Here is a 17,532-nt window from a genome sequence, read left to right on the forward strand (position 1 = left end):
CATTAAAAATACATTTATTCTTATTTGATATTTTATACATGCTGTGTTATGATACAAATATAGTGCAAGAGAGTAGATCATAAATATATTTTTAGGAGGATTTTATCATGTTAGGCAAAGTAAAATGGTTTAGTGCAGAAAAAGGTTATGGATTTATTGAAAGAGAAGATGGTAGTGATGTATTTGTACATTATTCTGCTATTCAAGATGAAGGTTTCAAATCCTTAACTGAAGGTCAACATGTTTCTTTTGACATTGTTGATGGCAATCGTGGCCCACAAGCTGCTAACGTTGTAAAAGCGTAAGCATATACTGGGAAAATAATAAAAATACTAAAACCCTGACATCGATTTTGTCAGGGTTTTTCTGATTTTAATGGTGTATCATACATAATCTTTCAAAAAAATTTGAATAAAAAAGAGGAGTTTTATAGGTGTATGTAGAAATACTATAATAACAACACAATAGGAAGGATACATATCCTATAGTAGTTGTTGATTTTTAGAAAGGGTGTTGACATATGAAAGTACAAATCAGAGGTAAAAACATTGAAGTAACAGCTGCTCTTCGTGAATATGTAGAAAAAAGACTTAGCAAATTGACTCGTTACTTTGATGATGAATTAAATGCACAAGCTGTACTATCTGTAGCGAAGGATAAAGCTACTATCGAGTTGACATGTTTCGTTGATAAAATCGTACTCCGCGGTGTTGAAACTAATGATGATATGTATGCAGCAATTGATTTGGTAGTAGATAAAATTGTACGCCAAATTCATAAGCATAAAACTCGTTTAGCTAAACGATTTAAACGTCAAGATGCATTCCATCCAGATGTAGCTACTTTGGAAACACCTGTAGAAGAAGAACAGATAGAAGTTGTAAAACGGAAACATTTTGTTGTACGCCCTATGGATGTAGAAGAGGCGATTTTACAAATGAATTTAATTGGTCATGATTTCTTTATGTTCTTCAATGCAGAAACAGAAACAATGAATGTTGTGTATCGCAGACACGATGGATTCTATGGTTTAATTGAACCAGAACTCCAATAGATGATATATCCTTTAAAGAGTTTACATGTGCTTAAAACTTCCTTTTAGATGCAACAAAAAAGATGCTCCTAGGAGCATCTTTTTTGTTGTTCAAATATTGTAAAAACCTTGTAATTCTTTGACTATTTTAGGCTTTTTCGCTATAATAAAGTGATAATAATATAAGATTTCCCGTAGAGGAGTGATTTGTTTGTTCGGCTTTTTACAAAGTCTTTTAGGAAATAGCAGCGCAAAAGAAATTAAAAGAATGCGCAAAATTGTAGATCATATTAATGAATTAGAACCAGATTATGTTAAATTAAGTGACACAAACCTAGTGGCAAAAACAGATGAATTTAAACGTCGTTTAACTAAAGGCGAAACATTAGATGAAATCTTACCAGAAGCGTTTGCCGTGTGTCGTGAAGCATCTAAACGTGTACTTGGCATGCGTCATTTTGACGTACAATTAATGGGAGGCATTTGTCTTCATAAAGGGTCTATTGCAGAAATGCGTACTGGTGAAGGTAAAACCCTAGTGGCTACTTTAGCTGTATATCTCAATGCATTGTCTGGTAAAGGTGTTCACGTTGTTACTGTTAATGATTATTTAGCTACTCGTGATAGTGAACAAATGGGTAGATTGTATAACTTTTTAGGCTTGTCTACAGGTCTTATCGTTGCAAATCTCGATTACAATGAGCGTAAAGCTGCATATGCTTCTGATGTTACATATGGCACTAATAATGAATTCGGTTTTGATTATCTTCGCGATAACATGGTATCCGATGTTTCTCAAATGGTACAACGTCCGTTGAACTATGCCATTGTCGATGAAGTGGATTCTATTTTGATTGATGAAGCTCGTACGCCATTGATTATTTCTGGCCCTGGTAATCGTTCTACAGACAATTACTATAAATTGGCTAAAATCGTACCGCAACTCAAAAAAGAAGAAGATTATACAATTGATGAAAAACAAAAGACTATTGCCCCTACCGACTCAGGTATTGAAAAGGTAGAGAAAATGTTAGGTGTTGAAAATCTTTACGATGCTGAAAATATTGAACTTAACCATTTACTAGGTGCTTCTTTGCGCGCTCATGCTATGATGCATCGCGATACTGACTATGTAGTAAAAGACGGAGAAGTGGTTATCGTTGATGAATTTACAGGTCGCTTAATGTTTGGTCGTCGTTATTCCGATGGTTTGCATCAAGCTATTGAAGCCAAGGAAGGTCTTAAGGTTGAACGTGAAAGTCAAACTTTGGCATCTATTACATTCCAAAATTATTTCCGTATGTATGAAAAATTGTCTGGTATGACAGGTACGGCTAAAACAGAAGAAAAAGAGTTCAACGATATTTACGGTTTAGAAGTGATTCCTATTCCGCCGAATCGCCCGTTAGTTCGTGAGGATTTACCAGACCAAATCTTTAAAACTAAGGCTGCTAAATACCGTGCTGTAGTGCGTAATGCTGTGGAACGTCATAAATTAGGTCAACCTATTTTGATTGGTACTACTTCTATTACACAATCAGAAGAGTTGTCTGATATGCTGTTGCGTGCAGGTATCCCTCATAAAGTATTAAATGCGAAACATCATGAACAAGAAGCTGAAATCGTTGCTGATGCTGGTCAAATGGGCATGGTAACTATTGCAACTAATATGGCTGGTCGTGGTACAGATATTACTTTAGGTGAAGGTGTGCCTGAGTTAGGTGGTCTTGCAATTTTGGGTACGGAACGCCATGAAAGCCGTCGTATCGATAACCAATTGCGTGGTCGTGCAGGTCGTCAAGGTGATCCGGGGTCTTCTCAATTTTTCTTATCCTTAGAAGATGATTTAATGCGTATCTTTGGTGCCGATAATATTTCTGGTATTATGGATAAATTGGGGATGGAAGAAGATGAACCGATTGAACATTCTCTAATTACAAAATCTATTGAAAGAGCACAGAAAAAAGTAGAAGATCATAACTATAATATTCGTAAATATATTTTGGAATACGATGATGTTATGAATCAACAGCGTGAAGTGCTCTATGAACAACGCCGTCGTATTTTAGGCAATGAATCTTTACGAGACACTATTGATGAAATGATTGACCGTCTTGTTACTGATTCTGTTAATGCTTATGCAGATGAAAAATTATACCCAGAAGAATGGGATTATGAAGGTTTATTCAAACATTTAAACCAATATTTCTTAACAGAAGAAGTGTTGTCTGCTCAAGACATGGAAGAATATAGTCGACAAGAATTAGATGAGCATTTACACGAAATTGCTCATTCTGAATATCAAGACCGTGTAAATTTGCTTGGTGATGCTATGTTTAGCGAGCTTGAGAGAGCGATTATGTTGCGCGTTGTAGATAGCAAATGGATGGAACATTTGGATAATATGGACATGCTTCGTGAAGGTATTGGACTTCGTGCATATGGACAAAAAAATCCATTGGTGGAATATAAATTTGAAGCCTATGATATGTTCCAACGCATGATTGATGCCATTCAAGATGAAACCATCATGGCATTATATAAAATCCGTGCACAATTGATTCAGGAAATTGAACAACCAGTTGATCACTTAGAAGGTGCACAACCCCATCATGAAGATGTGTTGGAGCCACAAAACATAGATTAACATGTGTGAAATGGCACGTTGCTGATTGGGTTTTCCTTCTAGCAACGGCCATTTTTACATTTTATTTTATTAATAGAGTCATACGGTAATATAGTAATGACACATAGTGATGATGCTAATTAGAATATAATATTTAATCTAATTTATTCTATATTGTTGATGACATTATTTTGCTCTGGCAAATATGTCAAATAATATAATGTACATAAAGTTATAATTAATAAAGGTGGTGAACATAAATTGTTAGAAGATTTAAAACCGATAATTACAAATCTTGAAGAACGTATTTATGGAATGAGGGATTCACTTTAACATTGCTCAGAAAGAAGAGCGCATACTCACTCTTGATGTACAAATGAGCGATCCTACGTTTTGGGATAATCCTGATAAAGCCCGTGAAGTATCACAAGAGGCAACGCAATTAAAAAATTCTGTGGATGGATATAAACAATTAGTATCTGATATTGATGATGCTACTGTTATGTTGGATATGGCCATCGAAGAAGAGGATACATCTATGGAAAGCGAAATTAAACAATTCGTTAATGGTATTCAAGAAGCCGTAGAAAAACAAGAGGTATTGCTCTTATTAGGTGGTGAATATGATGCTAATAATGCTATCCTTACGTTTCATGCTGGTGCAGGCGGCACAGAAGCACAAGATTGGTGTTCTATGTTGATTCGCATGTATTTACGCTGGGCAGAAAAGACTGGATTTTCTATTGAGTTGATGGATGAACAACCTGGTGACGAAGCTGGTATTAAAAGCGCTACATTCCTCGTGAAAGGGGAACATGCTTTCGGGTATTTAAAATCTGAAAAAGGTGTTCATCGTCTTGTACGGATTTCTCCATTTGATGCTGCCGCCCGTCGTCATACGTCTTTTGCCGCTGTCGATGTTATGCCTGAAATAGATGATACGGTGGAAATCAATATCGATATGAAAGATGTACAAGTGGATACATATCGCGCAAGTGGTGCCGGTGGTCAGCACATTAATAAAACAGATTCTGCGGTTCGTATGACTCATAAGCCGACAGGTATTGTTGTACAATGTCAATCTCAGCGCTCACAAATGCAAAATAGAGAACAAGCACTTCGCTTGTTGCGTGCTAAATTATTTGAGTTGGAATTAGAAAAACAAGCAGAATTAAAGGAACAAATTGGTGGTACCTACCAAGCAATTGAATGGGGCAGTCAAATTCGGTCTTACGTATTCCATCCATACAATATGGTCAAAGATCATCGTACATCTGTAGAAACAGGCAATGTACAATCTGTTATGGATGGCAATTTAGACCAATTTATCGAAGGATTCCTTAAGAAGGAAGCTAATTTAACTATATAAGGAGTTCCTATGAAAAAGTTTTTCTTATTTATTCTATTCCTTATGATTATAGGAGTTGTAGGTGCACAATTTGCCCTACCTACCTATGTAGAATCTCAATTAGAATCAGAATTAAATAAGACATTACAGCCTACTAGTCAAACTGTATCTATCGACTCTACACCAGCCTTTAAATTGCTATATGGGCAAGCTGATGCTGTGTCGGGAACATTGGAAAATGTAAAATTGGGTAAACTAAATTTTGCTAGCTTTCACTATAAAGCTCAAGATGTTAAGATAAATCCAGTATCCCTCCTTGCAACATATGAAGTAGACGTATTAAGCATGGGTCCTGCGTCCTTAGAAGGTGTTGTGGTAGCCGATGATTTAAAACAATTTTTCGTTGAAAATGTTAGTGGTTTACAAGATGCTAATGTACAACTAACTAATGAACGCGTTACTGTTTCTGGGGGTGTCAATTTATTAGGTGCGATTCGTGGTCGCGGTAGTTTAGAAGGTAGATTGGAATTTAAAAATAATGCACTTGTTTTTTCACCGACAAGATTTACTATTAATGGAACGACTATTAGCGGATTAACATCTCAATTTTTAGAACCTATCACGATTTACGATTTTAATAATTTCCCAGTACCTGTGAAAGTCGAATCTGTTGTGGTAGAAAATGGTGAAATTCATATCAAAATTAAGCCGGTACTGAATTAGAAAGGGATTATCGTGCATATTGCTAACAAAACTAAGCATTCTTTGGTTCTTGTTGTCTGTATTATCATAGGTCTACTATCAGCACTCTATTTAGTGGCAGAACGATATAATGTAGAAAAAGTACAGAACCATATTGAAAATATTATAGATTATGATGCAGTTTTAAGAGCCAACGCTTTTGAAAAACGAAGCCAACAAGAGGCTTTTGATGCACTTAAAGATGCAGGGATTACAGCATTTGCCATTTATGATCGCACCTTAGAAAAAGCAAATGACGCAGGTGAAATTAAACTATTACATTCTCAGGATATGGTGAATGTTCACGTTAATAGTGGTGTCATTAAACCTGGTGCCGTTTATGTAGCCACTGTTCCAGGTAAAGAGGGATATTACAAAGAAATTCGTGAAGATTTATACCATCGTATTAGTAAGGATAAAGTAAAAGAGTTAAATACTAGCATTGGTCCAGTACTAGAATTACAAGGTGCTAGTGCTGAAAACTATGCGACGATGAATTTAGGAATTTCCAAAATTCAAGCTATGGAAGTGGCGAATTACGGATTTAATGTGATTGTGAGACCCACAAATTATCGCAATGTTACATTGGATGATATCAAATTGCTTTTTAAACGGCTAGACGGTGTACCTCATGTAACAGGAATTATTTTTGCTGGGAAAGAAGTTGTAGGAGCGCCTAATTATCTTGATGAAACTTTAGAGGAAATGAACAAGCTTCACATTCCTTTAATTGGCATAGAAGCAGTTAATCAATTGCAATATGAACCGCAATTAGGTTTCCTTGAAATGGCTACTAAAAAAGATTATAGTGTAGGTCGCGTGTATACCATCGCTAAAGATGAATTACGTAAGATTGCACCAGAAGAAGCGGCACAACGGTTTTATATTAGCGATATTGAACGTAATATCCGATATAATTTATTTCCCATTTATGAAGTGGGGCAAAATAATGACACTGTATTGCAAACTACCATTAATTATGTAAAATCTGCTACTACAAAGTTAGCAGCTAAAGGGTATGAATTTGGATCCGCCTCTATTTATCCAGCGTATACGCCGAATCCATTGTTAGTTGTGTTAACTATGGTGGGTAGCATTGCTTTATTTGTATATGTGGGGCAAATGCTCGTATGCATGCGCAAGCATACACAATTAGTTTTATTCTTTACATTAAGTTTAGTGTCTATTGTTGGGTTTATTCTCACTAGCGGTACTTTGATTGCTCAAGTGTGGGCTCTCTCTGCAGCTGTTATGGCGCCAGTAGGGGCTATGATAATCTTGATGGAAGAGTGGCGTCGTTATGATGGAGCGCGTCCAGTAGGTGCATGGAAAGCTACAGCATTAGCAGTATTTTATTTGTTGTTTGGCGCATTGTTTGCTGCTATTGGTGGCATGTATATTGCAGCTCTTTTAGGGAATACTAAATTCTTTATGGAATTTGCTATTTTTAGAGGTGTTAAATTGACATTTGTATTGCCAATTATATTAGTAGCTATTGCATATTTACAACGTTTTCCATTGTGGAAAGGGCGCATGTTAAATTCCCCAGCAGAGGCGAAGAGATTTGTTGTAGAATTTTTAACTACTGATATAAAAATGTATGTGTTTTTTGTTGCTGCTGCCCTAGGTATAGTTGGATTTATTTTTGTAGGACGTAGTGGTCATACGGCTGGTGTACCTGTACCAACATTTGAAATCATGTTGCGTCGTTTCTTAGAAAATACATTATATGCAAGACCTAGAGAAAAGGAATTTCTCATTGGTCACCCTGCATTGATGTTGGCGATTTTTGCTTTTTTACGTAAATGGCCAATGGTAATCCATTTTGTATTGACATTAGGTGGTGTTATTGGTATTGCATCGATGGTAGAAACATTCTGTCATATTAGGACACCTGTGTTTATGTCTATTATGCGTGGTTATGATGGATTATTACTAGGCGCTGCAGTAGGTATTGTAACTATTATAGGTGTACGTATGTTGATTTATATTTCACAATGGTTTATGAATCGGGAGGTACGCCATGAGTAATATCGTGATTTCTGGGTATTACGGTTTTGGCAATGCTGGAGATGAGGCTATGCTTTGCGCTATCATCGATGCCATTCGCGATGTGGAGAGCACGGCACATATTACTGTTATCTCAGGCAATCCTGCAGAAACGAGCAAAAAACATAATATCAAAGCTGTAGGAACCTTTGGTGCCTTTGGTATTTTAAAAGCTATAGCTAATTCAGATTTAGTTATTAGTGGTGGTGGTAGTTTATTGCAAGATGCTACCAGTATTCGCAATACCTATTATTATTTAAGTATTATGGGACTTGCTAAGTTGTTGGGAAAACCTGTAATGCTTTACTCTCAAGGTATTGGCCCTTTGTATCGAAAGTCTACACGTCGAGCTGTTAGTTTTATGCTGAAATATGTAGATGGCATTACTGTACGAGATAGTATTTCTAAAGATGAATTGCTATCTTTAGGCATTACTAATGTAGAAGTGACTGCTGATGCAGTACTAGCCATGCATAAAGCTGATGTATCTATAGGCGCTGAGATTTTAGCTGGTTATCGATGTGATATGGCCTGTACTAATAGAAAACGTATTGGTATTGCTGTTCGTAGTTGGAAAGAAGATACTGCATATCGTCAAAGCTTAGCAGATGTGCTTAGTCAATTGAGCGAAGATGATAATGCGGATATTATTTTCATCCCTATGTCGCATCCTGATGATATGATAGAGGCCAAGGCGATTGCTAAGTTGATGCGCACAAAGTCAGTTGTGTTAGAAGGTTCTTTCACAACTGAAGAACAATTGTCCCTATCTGGTAACGTAGATGTGATGATTGGTATTCGTTTGCATGCACTAGTGTTCAGCTCATTAATGGGGAAACCTGTAATTGGTATATCTTATGATCCAAAGATTACAAGTTTTCTCCATATGATTGGGCAAGAACCTATAGGTACTATGAAAGAATTACATCCTGATGAACTGTATCAGCGTTGCCATGAACTGTTACATTCTACTGATTCCTATCAGAAATCATTTGATAATATAGAAAAATTGCGCATTCACTCCAAGCGTAATGCAGAATTTGCGTTATCTTTATTACAAAATCGTTAATTACAAATGGATCGAATCCAGAAAGTGAGGTCTTTATGGCTACATTAACACAAGAGCAATTACAATTAGTAGAGGAGAAGGCTAAGGCTATTCGCGTAAGCATCGTTAAATCTGTAACGGCTGCTAAATCTGGTCATCCAGGAGGGTCCTTATCCATTGCAGATGTGATGGCATTGTTATATTTCGTAGAAATGAATGTAGACCCAACAAATCCTAAAGCTCAAAATCGTGATCGTTTTGTATTGTCTAAAGGTCATGCAGCACCAGCACTATACGCTACATTAGCAGAAAAAGGATTTTTCCTTAAAGATGAATTATTGAATTTACGTAAAATCGATCACATCTTGCAAGGACATCCAGATATGAAGCATACACCAGGTGTAGATATGTCTACTGGTTCATTAGGTCAAGGAATTTCCGCTGCTTGTGGTATGGCATTGGCAGGAAAAATTGACAATGCTAATTATCGTGTATATTCCATATTGGGTGATGGTGAATTAGAAGAAGGTCAAGTTTGGGAAGCAGCAATGTTTGCGGGTCATTACAAGCTCAATAATTTAACAGCTTTTGTAGATTTTAACGGCCTTCAAATTGATGGAGATATAACAAAAGTACTATCTCCATTACCAATTCCAGAAAAATTCAAAGCTTTCCAATGGAATGTTATCGAAGTTAATGGACACAATATAGATGCATTACATAACGCTATTGAATCTGCAAAATCGTATACAGAAGGACCTACATGTATCGTAATGCATACTATAAAAGGTAAAGGTGTAGACGAAATGGAAGGCCAGGCTGGTTGGCATGGTAAAGCGCCAAGTGCAGAACAAGGCGAAGCATTTATAAATGAAATCATGGGGGTATAACAATGGGTAAAGCAACACGTGAAGCATATGGCAATGCATTAGCTCGCATTGGTAAAAGTAATACAAATATCATCGTTCTCGATGCAGATTTATCTAAATCTACTAAGACAGATACATTTAAAAAGGAGTGCCCAGATCGTTTCTTTAATGTAGGTATTGCAGAACAAAATCTTATTTCTGTAGGCGCTGGCTTAGCGGCAGCAGGAAAAATTCCATTCGTATCTTCTTTTGCTATGTTTGCAACAGGTCGTGCATTTGAACAAATTCGCAACGCTGTGTGTTATCCGAAATTAAACGTAAAGGTTTGTGCTACTCATGCCGGCATTACAGTAGGCGAAGATGGTGCTACTCATCAAAGCTTAGAGGATATTGCATGTATGCGCGTATTGCCAAATATGACTGTTGTGGTTCCAGCCGATGAAAAAGAAACTAATGCTGTTATCGAGTGGGCTGCTGCATATGAGGGGCCTGTATACGTTCGTTTAGGTCGCGCTGGTGTAGATGATGTGAGCCCTGAAGAATATACTTTTACTCCTGGTAAATCGACTCAATTAATCGATGGTTCTGATGTAACAATTATTGCTTGTGGTGCGTTAGTTGGTCCTGCTGTGGAGGCTAGTAAAGCATTACAAAATAATGGTATTTCTGCTCGTGTTATCAATATGGCATCTATTAAGCCTATCGATGTGGATGCTATTGTGAAAGCTGCGTCTGAAACAGGTGCTATCGTTACCGCAGAAGAACATAATATATTAGGTGGTTTAGGTTCTGCTGTAGCAGAAGTGATAGTTGCTCACAAACCAGTACCTGTAGAATTCGTTGGCGTTCAGGATACATTTGGGGAGAGCGGTACACCAACAGAATTGATGACAAAATATGGCTTGACTACTGATGATATCGTTAATGCAGTGAACCGTGTTGTAGCACGTAAATAATTATATTTAGCGGCAATGTGTTAATATAAATTTTATTACGATTGTGTTAGTTGATTTCAAAGATGTAGATTATGATAGGCGATAGACTATTAACTACATCTTATCTAAACTAAAAGGGGAACTGATGATTGAATTTAAGAATGTTAGTAAAGTCTATGATAATGGTTCAACTGCTTTAGATGATGTATGCTTAACTATAAATGATGGTGAATTCGTACTTGTTTGTGGACATAGTGGGGCTGGTAAATCTACGTTATTTAAATTGTTGACTCATGAAGTGGAACCAGACGCTGGTACCGTTATCGTTGATGAGTTTAATGTTACAAAAATGAAGCGTAGTAAAATACCAAAATTGCGTCGTAAAATAGGTGTAGTATTTCAAGATTTTAGATTACTGCCTAATAAAAGCGTATCTGAAAATATTGCATTCGCTTTAGAGGTAATTGAAGAAAAGCCAAAAGTTATTAAAGAAAAAGTATCTCATGTATTGGATTTAGTTGGTCTCACAGATAAGGCTAATGATTTACCAGAGGATTTATCTGGTGGTGAACAACAACGGGTGGCTATAGCGAGAGCTATTGTAAATCGTCCATCGGTGCTCATTGCTGATGAACCAACGGGAAATCTAGATCCTAATACGAGTAAGGATATTGTGGAATTGTTCAAACATATCAATAATTTTGGCACCACTGTTATTATGGTTACTCATAATATGGATATTGTTACGTATTTGAATAAGCGGGTTATCGAATTAAAAGATGGTCGTGTGCAGAGTGATAACATGAGAGGTGCAGAATTTAATGAAGCCTAGAACTATGACATATTTCTTTAAAGAAGCTTTAAAATCAATGAAGCGCAATGGCTTAATGACATTGGCATCTATTTCTACAGTGGCTTTGTCGTTATTTATGCTTGGTGTGTTTCTCTGTGGTGTTATCAATTTAAATAACATGGCTTCTAGTCTTGAAAATCAAGTGCAATTAAGCGTGTATTTAAAGGATGGCCTCACAACAGATCAAATTATGGCTGTAGGCAAACAAATCAAAGCAATACCAAATTTAAAACACCTTGAGTTTGTCAATAAAGAACAGGCTATGAAGGATTTTAAAGAGCGACTTGGTGATCAACAACAATTAGTCGATGCCTTAGGTACTGTTAATCCATTGCCTAACTCCTATGTATTGACATTTGAACATCCAGAAGATGTAAAATCTACAGCCAAATTAGTCACTACATTCCAAGGTGTGGAGAGCACACATTATGGTCAAGATATTGTAGAGGAATTATTCCGTATTACTCAAGTTATCCGAATTGGTGGTATTGTGTTAATCGGTTTTTTAGCAGCTGCTACATTGTTCATTATTTCTAATACTATACGCCTTACTGTATTTGCGAGACGTAAGGAGATTGCCATTATGAAATATGTGGGTGCTACTAACGGATTCATTCGGTGGCCTTTTTTGATTGAAGGTATGTTATTAGGTTTCATTGGTGCTGTTATTGCCGTATTGTGTGTAGGGGAATTCTATCATTTTATTACTATGGAAGTATCTGAATCCTTAGCATTCTTTCCATTGGTACCTATGTTTCCATTTTTCTATGATGTTGTGGCTTATATGTTAGGTGGTGGCATCATTGTAGGTGCTATTGGAAGCACTATTTCTTTAAAGCAATACATGAAGGTATAATAGAGGGTTTATGAGACAGTATAAGAAGAAAACTCGTCTCGTAGCAGCCCTTCTTACGGGATTGGTATTGTGCGGGACACCAGCCTATATTGGGGCTGAAGATGAAGATTTAACAAATCAATTAGATCAAATTCAACAACAAGTTAATGACCAAAATACTAAAAAAGTTGATGCGGAAACCGTTATTGGTAGTGTATCTGAACAGTTGCGTCAAATTGAGGAGCAATTGCGCCAAGCGAGTGCTGAATTAGGGGTTATTCAACAGCAACGGGTAGCCGTTGAAAATGATATTACTATTAATGAGCGCCAGTTACAGGAAGCACAAAAGCGGTTAGAAGGTCGTGAAGCAGTTTTTTATAAGAGGGTTCGAGATATCTATATCAATGGACGTCTTAGCTATTTAGATGTGGTTATTGGGTCTAAAGATTTTAATGATTTTGCTAATCGTTTAGAGGTATTACGTCGCATTATTAATTCTGATATCAATTTGATTAATGAAATTAAAAAAGAACGAGCTGATATTGAAGCTCGCAAACAGCAGTTAGAAGCTAATCGTGTTAAATTAGTGGAAATTGAAAAAGCTGTTATCGCTAAACAATCAGAAATTGAACAGAAAAAGGCAGAACGAAATGAAGTATTACAACGAGCTCAAAATGATAGAGCCACAGCGATGCAGGCGATAGAAGAATTGAATGCATCTAGTGCACAAGTTACAGCATTATTAAAAGAACGCCAAGCAGCTCGTGCAGCGGCAGCAGCTGCGGCTGCTGCTGAGCAAGCTCAATCCTATACCTGGGTACAAGGAAGTGGTCAATTGGGGTGGCCTGCGAGCGGTGAAATTACTTCACCATTTGGGTATCGCACACATCCAATTTGGGGTACTACTATTTATCATGCTGGTATCGATATCGGTGTAGATGAAGGTGTTCCAGTTCATGCGGCTGATGGTGGTACCGTAGTTTGGTCTGGTTGGATGGGCGGCTATGGATACGCTGTTGTTATCGATCATGGTAATGGATTATCTACTCTATATGGACATAATTCTGAATTAGTGGTTAGTGAAGGTGAAGCTGTGGGGAAAGGGCAAGTGATTGCCTACGCAGGTAGCACAGGCAATAGCACAGGACCTCATGTTCATTTTGAAGTCCGTGTCAATGGGGATCCAGTAGATCCTATGGGTTATTTATAATATGAAAATTAATGTTCGAAATCTATTCTGGAATTTATTGAAATATATAGGCTCTGCCGTAGTTATAATGTGGTTAGTATTTTGGTATCTATCCGGATCATTTTGGGGGCTTCCACGATTTGGTGTGACCTATTATGTTGCTACCCAAAAATTTATGACACCGATTAGCAAAGATGTCTTGTTTGATGGCATACTAAAAGGCATGATTGCATCATTAGGTGAACCTCATAGTGTGTATTTAGATCAAAAAGATTTAAATACAATGAAAGAACATACATCTGGTACTTATGCCGGTGTCGGTATGGTATTAGGTTATGGAGAACGCGGTTTAGAAGCGGTATCAGTTATCGAGGATCAACCAGCTTTTAAAGCTGGTATAAAAAGTGGCGACTATATTGTGTCTATCAATGGTGAAGATACAAATGGTATGAAAATCGAAGATGCAGCTGCTAATATTCGCGGTGAAGCCGGCACGGTTGTAACTATAGTAGTGCAACGCGATAGCGTAGTGCATACTTTCACAGTTACTCGTGAAGAAATTACGTTACCAACTGTAAAGAGCCATATGTTGACGAAAACAGTAGGATATCTCCGTATTAGTCAATTTGCTGAACATACTGCTGAGGATTTTAACACTCAATATAATCAATTGCGTTCAGAAGGTATGACATCCTTTGTGCTCGATTTACGAGATAATCCAGGAGGATTGCTTAATAGTGCTGAAGAGGTTGCTAATGTCATCATGCCAGAAGGCACTTTGGTGAGCATGACGCCTCGAGGTAGCAAAACTACAACATATACATCAAATGGTGAAAATACACCGATTCCAATGGTGGTACTCATCAATAAAGGTTCGGCTAGTGCATCAGAAATTATTGCTGGTGCTATTCAAGACCGTAAATTAGGGACTATTGTAGGTGTTAATAGTTATGGTAAGGGCACAGTACAAACTATATACCCTAATTTAGATGGTGAAGGGATTAAGGTGACCATCGCTAAATACCATACTCCGAATGACCGTGTTATTGATGGTATTGGTATTAAACCAGATGTGGAAATTGATTTACCAAAAGGTGTTAGTCCATCAGGTACTATTTCAGATATTCAGATTCAAAAAGCATTAGAATTGTTACAAGAATAATGTATTAGTCGCATTGGATATAATGCAGAAAAGGAAAAAATTATGTTTATAGATCGCGCTCGTGTTTTTGTAAAAGCGGGTGATGGCGGCGATGGAATGTCCAGTTTTCGCCGAGAAAAATATGTTCCTAATGGCGGTCCTAGCGGTGGCGATGGTGGCCAAGGAGCAGACGTTATTTTTAAAGCGGATAAAAATATTAATACCTTAGTTGACTTCCGATATAAACGTCAATTTAAGGCACCTCAAGGTGGCAATGGTGAAAGTGCTAATAAACATGGTCGTGGTGCAGAGGATTTAATCATCCCTGTACCATTAGGCACTGTTGTTAAAGATGAGGAATCAGGGAAAATTTTCTGTGATCTCGTTAATGATGGCGATACCTTTGTGATTGCCAAAGGTGGTCGTGGTGGTCGTGGTAATGCGCGCTTCCAAACTAGTGCCAACAGAGCCCCAACATTTGCTGAAAAAGGTGAACCAGGTGAAGAACGTTGGTTGCAATTAGAATTAAAAGTGTTGGCTGATGTTGGGTTACTAGGATATCCAAGTGTAGGCAAGTCTAGTATTTTACGTAAAGTATCTAAGGCGCAACCAGAGGTGGCGGCATATCACTTTACTACATTGACGCCAGTTCTTGGGGTTGTAACTATTTCTGGAGATCGCAGCTTTGTGCTTGCCGATATTCCTGGTCTCATTGAAGGAGCTAGTGAAGGAGTAGGTTTGGGGCATAATTTTCTGCGTCATGTAGAAAGAACTAATATTCTTATTCATGTCCTAGATGTATCAGGTATGGAAGGCCGTGATCCAAAAGAAGATTTTGATGCTATTAACGAAGAATTACGTAAATATTCTGAGAAATTAGCCAATAAAAAACAAATTGTAGCACTTAATAAAATCGATATGGTCTTTGATGAAGAGACTATTCCAAATACAAAACAGTATTTTGAAGAAAAAGGTTATGAGGTATACCTTATCAATGCATTGAGTGGTGAAGGTTTACCAGAATTAATGGAACGGGCTTATTATTATGTAGAAAATTATGAGCCTGAAATTGAAGCTACTGATGATATTGTTATGTATGAAGCAAAACCTGATACAGAGTTTGTTATTACCCGTGGTGATGATGCAGCTTTTTACATAACTGGCAAACGTATTGAACGTTTAGTGGCTATGACTAACTTAGATGATGATCAATCACTTCGTCGATTCCAACGCATTTGGCGTTTTATGGAATTAGATGATAAATTGCGTGAAAAAGGATGTAAAGAAGGCGATGAAGTAGTGATTGGTGACCAACGATTTACATTCCAAGATTAGGAGATAGAATGAACGGAAAACAAAAACGATACTTGCGTTCTTTAGCGGCTACCATGCAACCAGTAGTACAAATTGGTAAAAATGGTCTTGAAAATAGTGTTATTGATAGTGCCCGTGCAGCCTTAATGGCACGTGAATTAATCAAGGTCAAAATGCACAACAATAGTCCAGAAGATAAAGCTGTGTTCCAAGATTTAGCAGATATGCTTGGAGCTGAACTAGTACAAATTATTGGTTTTAATGGTGTATTATATAAAGCTAAAAAAGATCCTAAGATTATATTGCCTAAATAGTATATATATAACCTTTTTTCCTTACAGGAGGTAAATCTATGAGAGACGCTATACAACAAGCTCGACGTATTGTAGTGAAGGTGGGAAGTAGTACCCTATGTTACCCCAATGGTCACTTACATTTAGAGCGTATTGAAACATTAGTTCGTCAATTGTCGGATTTAGCTAACCAGGGAAAAGAGGTTATTCTTGTATCTTCTGGTGCTACTGGTGCAGGGCTTGCACCATTGGGATTCAAGGAAAAACCTCGAGATTTAGTACTACGTCAGGCTGCTGCATCAGTGGGACAAGGTGTATTAATTCATATGTATGAGAGATTATTCCGTGAATACGGACGTACAGTTGGTCAAATACTCCTTACTAAAGAAGATAGTACTTCTCGTCATAGTTATTTAAATCTCCGAAACACGTTACATGCATTATTGCAATTAGGTGTTATTCCTATTATTAATGAAAATGATGTAGTAGCTATTGAAGAATATAAAATTGGAGATAATGATACGTTATCGGCAACTGTTGCAGGTATTGTAGAAGCCGATGTACTCATTATCTTATCCGATATTGATGGTTTGTATACTGATAATCCTGCTACAAATCCTGATGCTACACTAATTAGCGAAGTACATGCTATTACGGATGAAACTTATGAAATTGCTGGCGGTGCTGGTTCCTCTATGGGGACGGGAGGTATGTATACTAAGATTAAAGCTGCTTCAATGGCTACAAATTCAGGTATTCATATGGTCATTACAAGTGGTGAAGAAGAGAACTCTTTACGCCGCGTATGTAAAGGGGAAGAGCTAGGCACTTTATTTGTAGCTAATGAGCAGAAGGTTAATCAAAAACAACATTGGCTTGCTTACGGTAAACGTATTAGTGGAACTATTATTGTAGATGATGGTTGTGCTACTGCGGTAATCCATAAAGGTGCTAGTATTTTACCAGCTGGTATTATAGATGTAGAAGGTCAATTTGAACCTGGTGATACAATCTCCATTATATATAAAGGCAAAGAGATTGGTCGCGGTTTAGTAAATTATAGTACGGCAGATTTATTTCTTATTAAAGGACATAATTCTGCAGATATTGCCGATATACTTGGCATTAATGCTACCTATGATGAGGTAGTACATCGAAATAATTTAGTACTTATTCATTAACTTAATACGTAATCTTACATGCGTGGTATTTGTATTTCACTATATAAATTCGTATATTTTATTAATTGACTATATGA

General features: G+C 37.1%; 16 protein-coding genes. All 16 read left to right on the plus strand.

Features of this window, described 5'->3' with window-relative positions; translation table 11 throughout:
- The first annotated feature begins 107 nt into the window (after positions 1 to 107).
- Positions 108 to 305, plus strand: coding sequence for a cold shock domain-containing protein (locus tag EO120_RS00975; protein WP_127133646.1), 198 nt, complete (start codon positions 108 to 110; stop codon positions 303 to 305).
- A 215-nt stretch (positions 306 to 520) separates the two neighbouring features.
- Complete coding sequence (gene hpf / locus EO120_RS00980) at positions 521 to 1,054, plus strand: ribosome hibernation-promoting factor, HPF/YfiA family (protein ID WP_127133647.1); 534 nt, start codon at positions 521 to 523, stop codon at positions 1,052 to 1,054.
- Between the two features lie 190 nt (positions 1,055 to 1,244).
- Positions 1,245 to 3,680 (plus strand): preprotein translocase subunit SecA, encoded by a 2,436-nt coding sequence (gene secA / locus EO120_RS00985; protein ID WP_127133648.1) that lies wholly within the window; start codon positions 1,245 to 1,247, stop codon positions 3,678 to 3,680.
- Between the two features lie 240 nt (positions 3,681 to 3,920).
- Positions 3,921 to 5,028 (plus strand): peptide chain release factor 2 gene (gene prfB / locus EO120_RS00990; RefSeq protein ID WP_241234844.1). Its coding sequence is split into 2 segments (ribosomal slippage): positions 3,921 to 3,977 and positions 3,979 to 5,028, totalling 1,107 coding nucleotides; the frame shifts between segments, so codons are not numbered across the junction.
- 9 nt (positions 5,029 to 5,037) lie between these two features.
- Complete coding sequence (locus tag EO120_RS00995; protein ID WP_127133650.1) at positions 5,038 to 5,730, plus strand: LmeA family phospholipid-binding protein; 693 nt, start codon at positions 5,038 to 5,040, stop codon at positions 5,728 to 5,730.
- Between the two features lie 12 nt (positions 5,731 to 5,742).
- Complete coding sequence (locus tag EO120_RS01000) at positions 5,743 to 7,779, plus strand: DUF5693 family protein (protein WP_127133651.1); 2,037 nt, start codon at positions 5,743 to 5,745, stop codon at positions 7,777 to 7,779.
- Positions 7,772 to 8,866, plus strand: coding sequence for a polysaccharide pyruvyl transferase CsaB (gene csaB, locus EO120_RS01005; RefSeq protein WP_127133652.1), 1,095 nt, complete (start codon positions 7,772 to 7,774; stop codon positions 8,864 to 8,866). The genes EO120_RS01000 and csaB overlap by 8 nt, the downstream gene beginning before the upstream one ends.
- Before the next feature lie 35 nt (positions 8,867 to 8,901).
- Complete coding sequence (locus tag EO120_RS01010; protein WP_127133653.1) at positions 8,902 to 9,735, plus strand: transketolase; 834 nt, start codon at positions 8,902 to 8,904, stop codon at positions 9,733 to 9,735.
- A 2-nt stretch (positions 9,736 to 9,737) separates the two neighbouring features.
- Entirely contained in the window at positions 9,738 to 10,670 is a 933-nt protein-coding gene (locus EO120_RS01015; RefSeq protein ID WP_127133654.1) for a transketolase family protein, read from the plus strand.
- A 124-nt stretch (positions 10,671 to 10,794) separates the two neighbouring features.
- A complete protein-coding gene (gene ftsE, locus EO120_RS01020; RefSeq protein ID WP_127133655.1) occupies positions 10,795 to 11,481 on the plus strand; it encodes a cell division ATP-binding protein FtsE in 687 nt (228 codons plus the stop codon).
- Positions 11,471 to 12,358 carry a permease-like cell division protein FtsX gene (gene ftsX, locus EO120_RS01025; RefSeq protein WP_127133656.1) on the plus strand — a complete coding sequence of 296 codons (888 nt, stop codon included), beginning with the start codon at positions 11,471 to 11,473 and terminating at the stop codon, positions 12,356 to 12,358. Before ftsE ends, ftsX begins: the two co-directional genes overlap by 11 nt.
- 10 nt (positions 12,359 to 12,368) lie before the next feature.
- The gene (locus EO120_RS01030) at positions 12,369 to 13,547 is read left to right on the plus strand and encodes a murein hydrolase activator EnvC family protein (RefSeq protein WP_127133657.1); all 1,179 of its coding nucleotides are present in this window, start codon (positions 12,369 to 12,371) and stop codon (positions 13,545 to 13,547) included.
- Between the two features lies 1 nt (position 13,548).
- Positions 13,549 to 14,688: a S41 family peptidase gene (locus EO120_RS01035; RefSeq protein ID WP_127133658.1), complete on the plus strand. Its 1,140-nt coding sequence runs from the start codon at positions 13,549 to 13,551 to the stop codon at positions 14,686 to 14,688.
- Positions 14,689 to 14,730: 42 nt separating this feature from the next.
- Complete coding sequence (obgE, locus tag EO120_RS01040; RefSeq protein WP_127133659.1) at positions 14,731 to 16,002, plus strand: GTPase ObgE; 1,272 nt, start codon at positions 14,731 to 14,733, stop codon at positions 16,000 to 16,002.
- Positions 16,003 to 16,010: 8 nt separating this feature from the next.
- The gene (gene yhbY, locus EO120_RS01045) at positions 16,011 to 16,295 is read left to right on the plus strand and encodes a ribosome assembly RNA-binding protein YhbY (protein WP_127133660.1); all 285 of its coding nucleotides are present in this window, start codon (positions 16,011 to 16,013) and stop codon (positions 16,293 to 16,295) included.
- A gap of 38 nt (positions 16,296 to 16,333) precedes the next feature.
- Positions 16,334 to 17,455 carry a glutamate 5-kinase gene (proB, locus tag EO120_RS01050; protein WP_127133661.1) on the plus strand — a complete coding sequence of 374 codons (1,122 nt, stop codon included), beginning with the start codon at positions 16,334 to 16,336 and terminating at the stop codon, positions 17,453 to 17,455.
- The last annotated feature ends 77 nt before the right edge of the window (positions 17,456 to 17,532 follow it).

Source organism: Veillonella caviae, from assembly GCF_003992125.1.
Lineage (GTDB): Bacteria > Bacillota > Negativicutes > Veillonellales > Veillonellaceae > Veillonella > Veillonella caviae.

Excerpts from the sequence above, each read along its gene's own strand:
- EO120_RS00975 (WP_127133646.1), top strand. The coding sequence starts at position 108 with ATGTTAGGCAAAGTAAAATGGTTTAGTGCAGAAAAAGGTTATGGATTT.
- hpf (WP_127133647.1), top strand. The coding sequence starts at position 521 with ATGAAAGTACAAATCAGAGGTAAAAACATTGAAGTAACAGCTGCTCTT.
- EO120_RS00995 (WP_127133650.1), top strand. The coding sequence starts at position 5,038 with ATGAAAAAGTTTTTCTTATTTATTCTATTCCTTATGATTATAGGAGTT.
- csaB (WP_127133652.1), top strand. The coding sequence starts at position 7,772 with ATGAGTAATATCGTGATTTCTGGGTATTACGGTTTTGGCAATGCTGGA.
- EO120_RS01010 (WP_127133653.1), top strand. The coding sequence starts at position 8,902 with ATGGCTACATTAACACAAGAGCAATTACAATTAGTAGAGGAGAAGGCT.
- EO120_RS01015 (WP_127133654.1), top strand. The coding sequence starts at position 9,738 with ATGGGTAAAGCAACACGTGAAGCATATGGCAATGCATTAGCTCGCATT.
- ftsE (WP_127133655.1), top strand. The coding sequence starts at position 10,795 with ATGATTGAATTTAAGAATGTTAGTAAAGTCTATGATAATGGTTCAACT.
- ftsX (WP_127133656.1), top strand. The coding sequence starts at position 11,471 with ATGAAGCCTAGAACTATGACATATTTCTTTAAAGAAGCTTTAAAATCA.
- EO120_RS01030 (WP_127133657.1), top strand. The coding sequence starts at position 12,369 with ATGAGACAGTATAAGAAGAAAACTCGTCTCGTAGCAGCCCTTCTTACG.
- EO120_RS01035 (WP_127133658.1), top strand. The coding sequence starts at position 13,549 with ATGAAAATTAATGTTCGAAATCTATTCTGGAATTTATTGAAATATATA.
- obgE (WP_127133659.1), top strand. The coding sequence starts at position 14,731 with ATGTTTATAGATCGCGCTCGTGTTTTTGTAAAAGCGGGTGATGGCGGC.
- yhbY (WP_127133660.1), top strand. The coding sequence starts at position 16,011 with ATGAACGGAAAACAAAAACGATACTTGCGTTCTTTAGCGGCTACCATG.
- proB (WP_127133661.1), top strand. The coding sequence starts at position 16,334 with ATGAGAGACGCTATACAACAAGCTCGACGTATTGTAGTGAAGGTGGGA.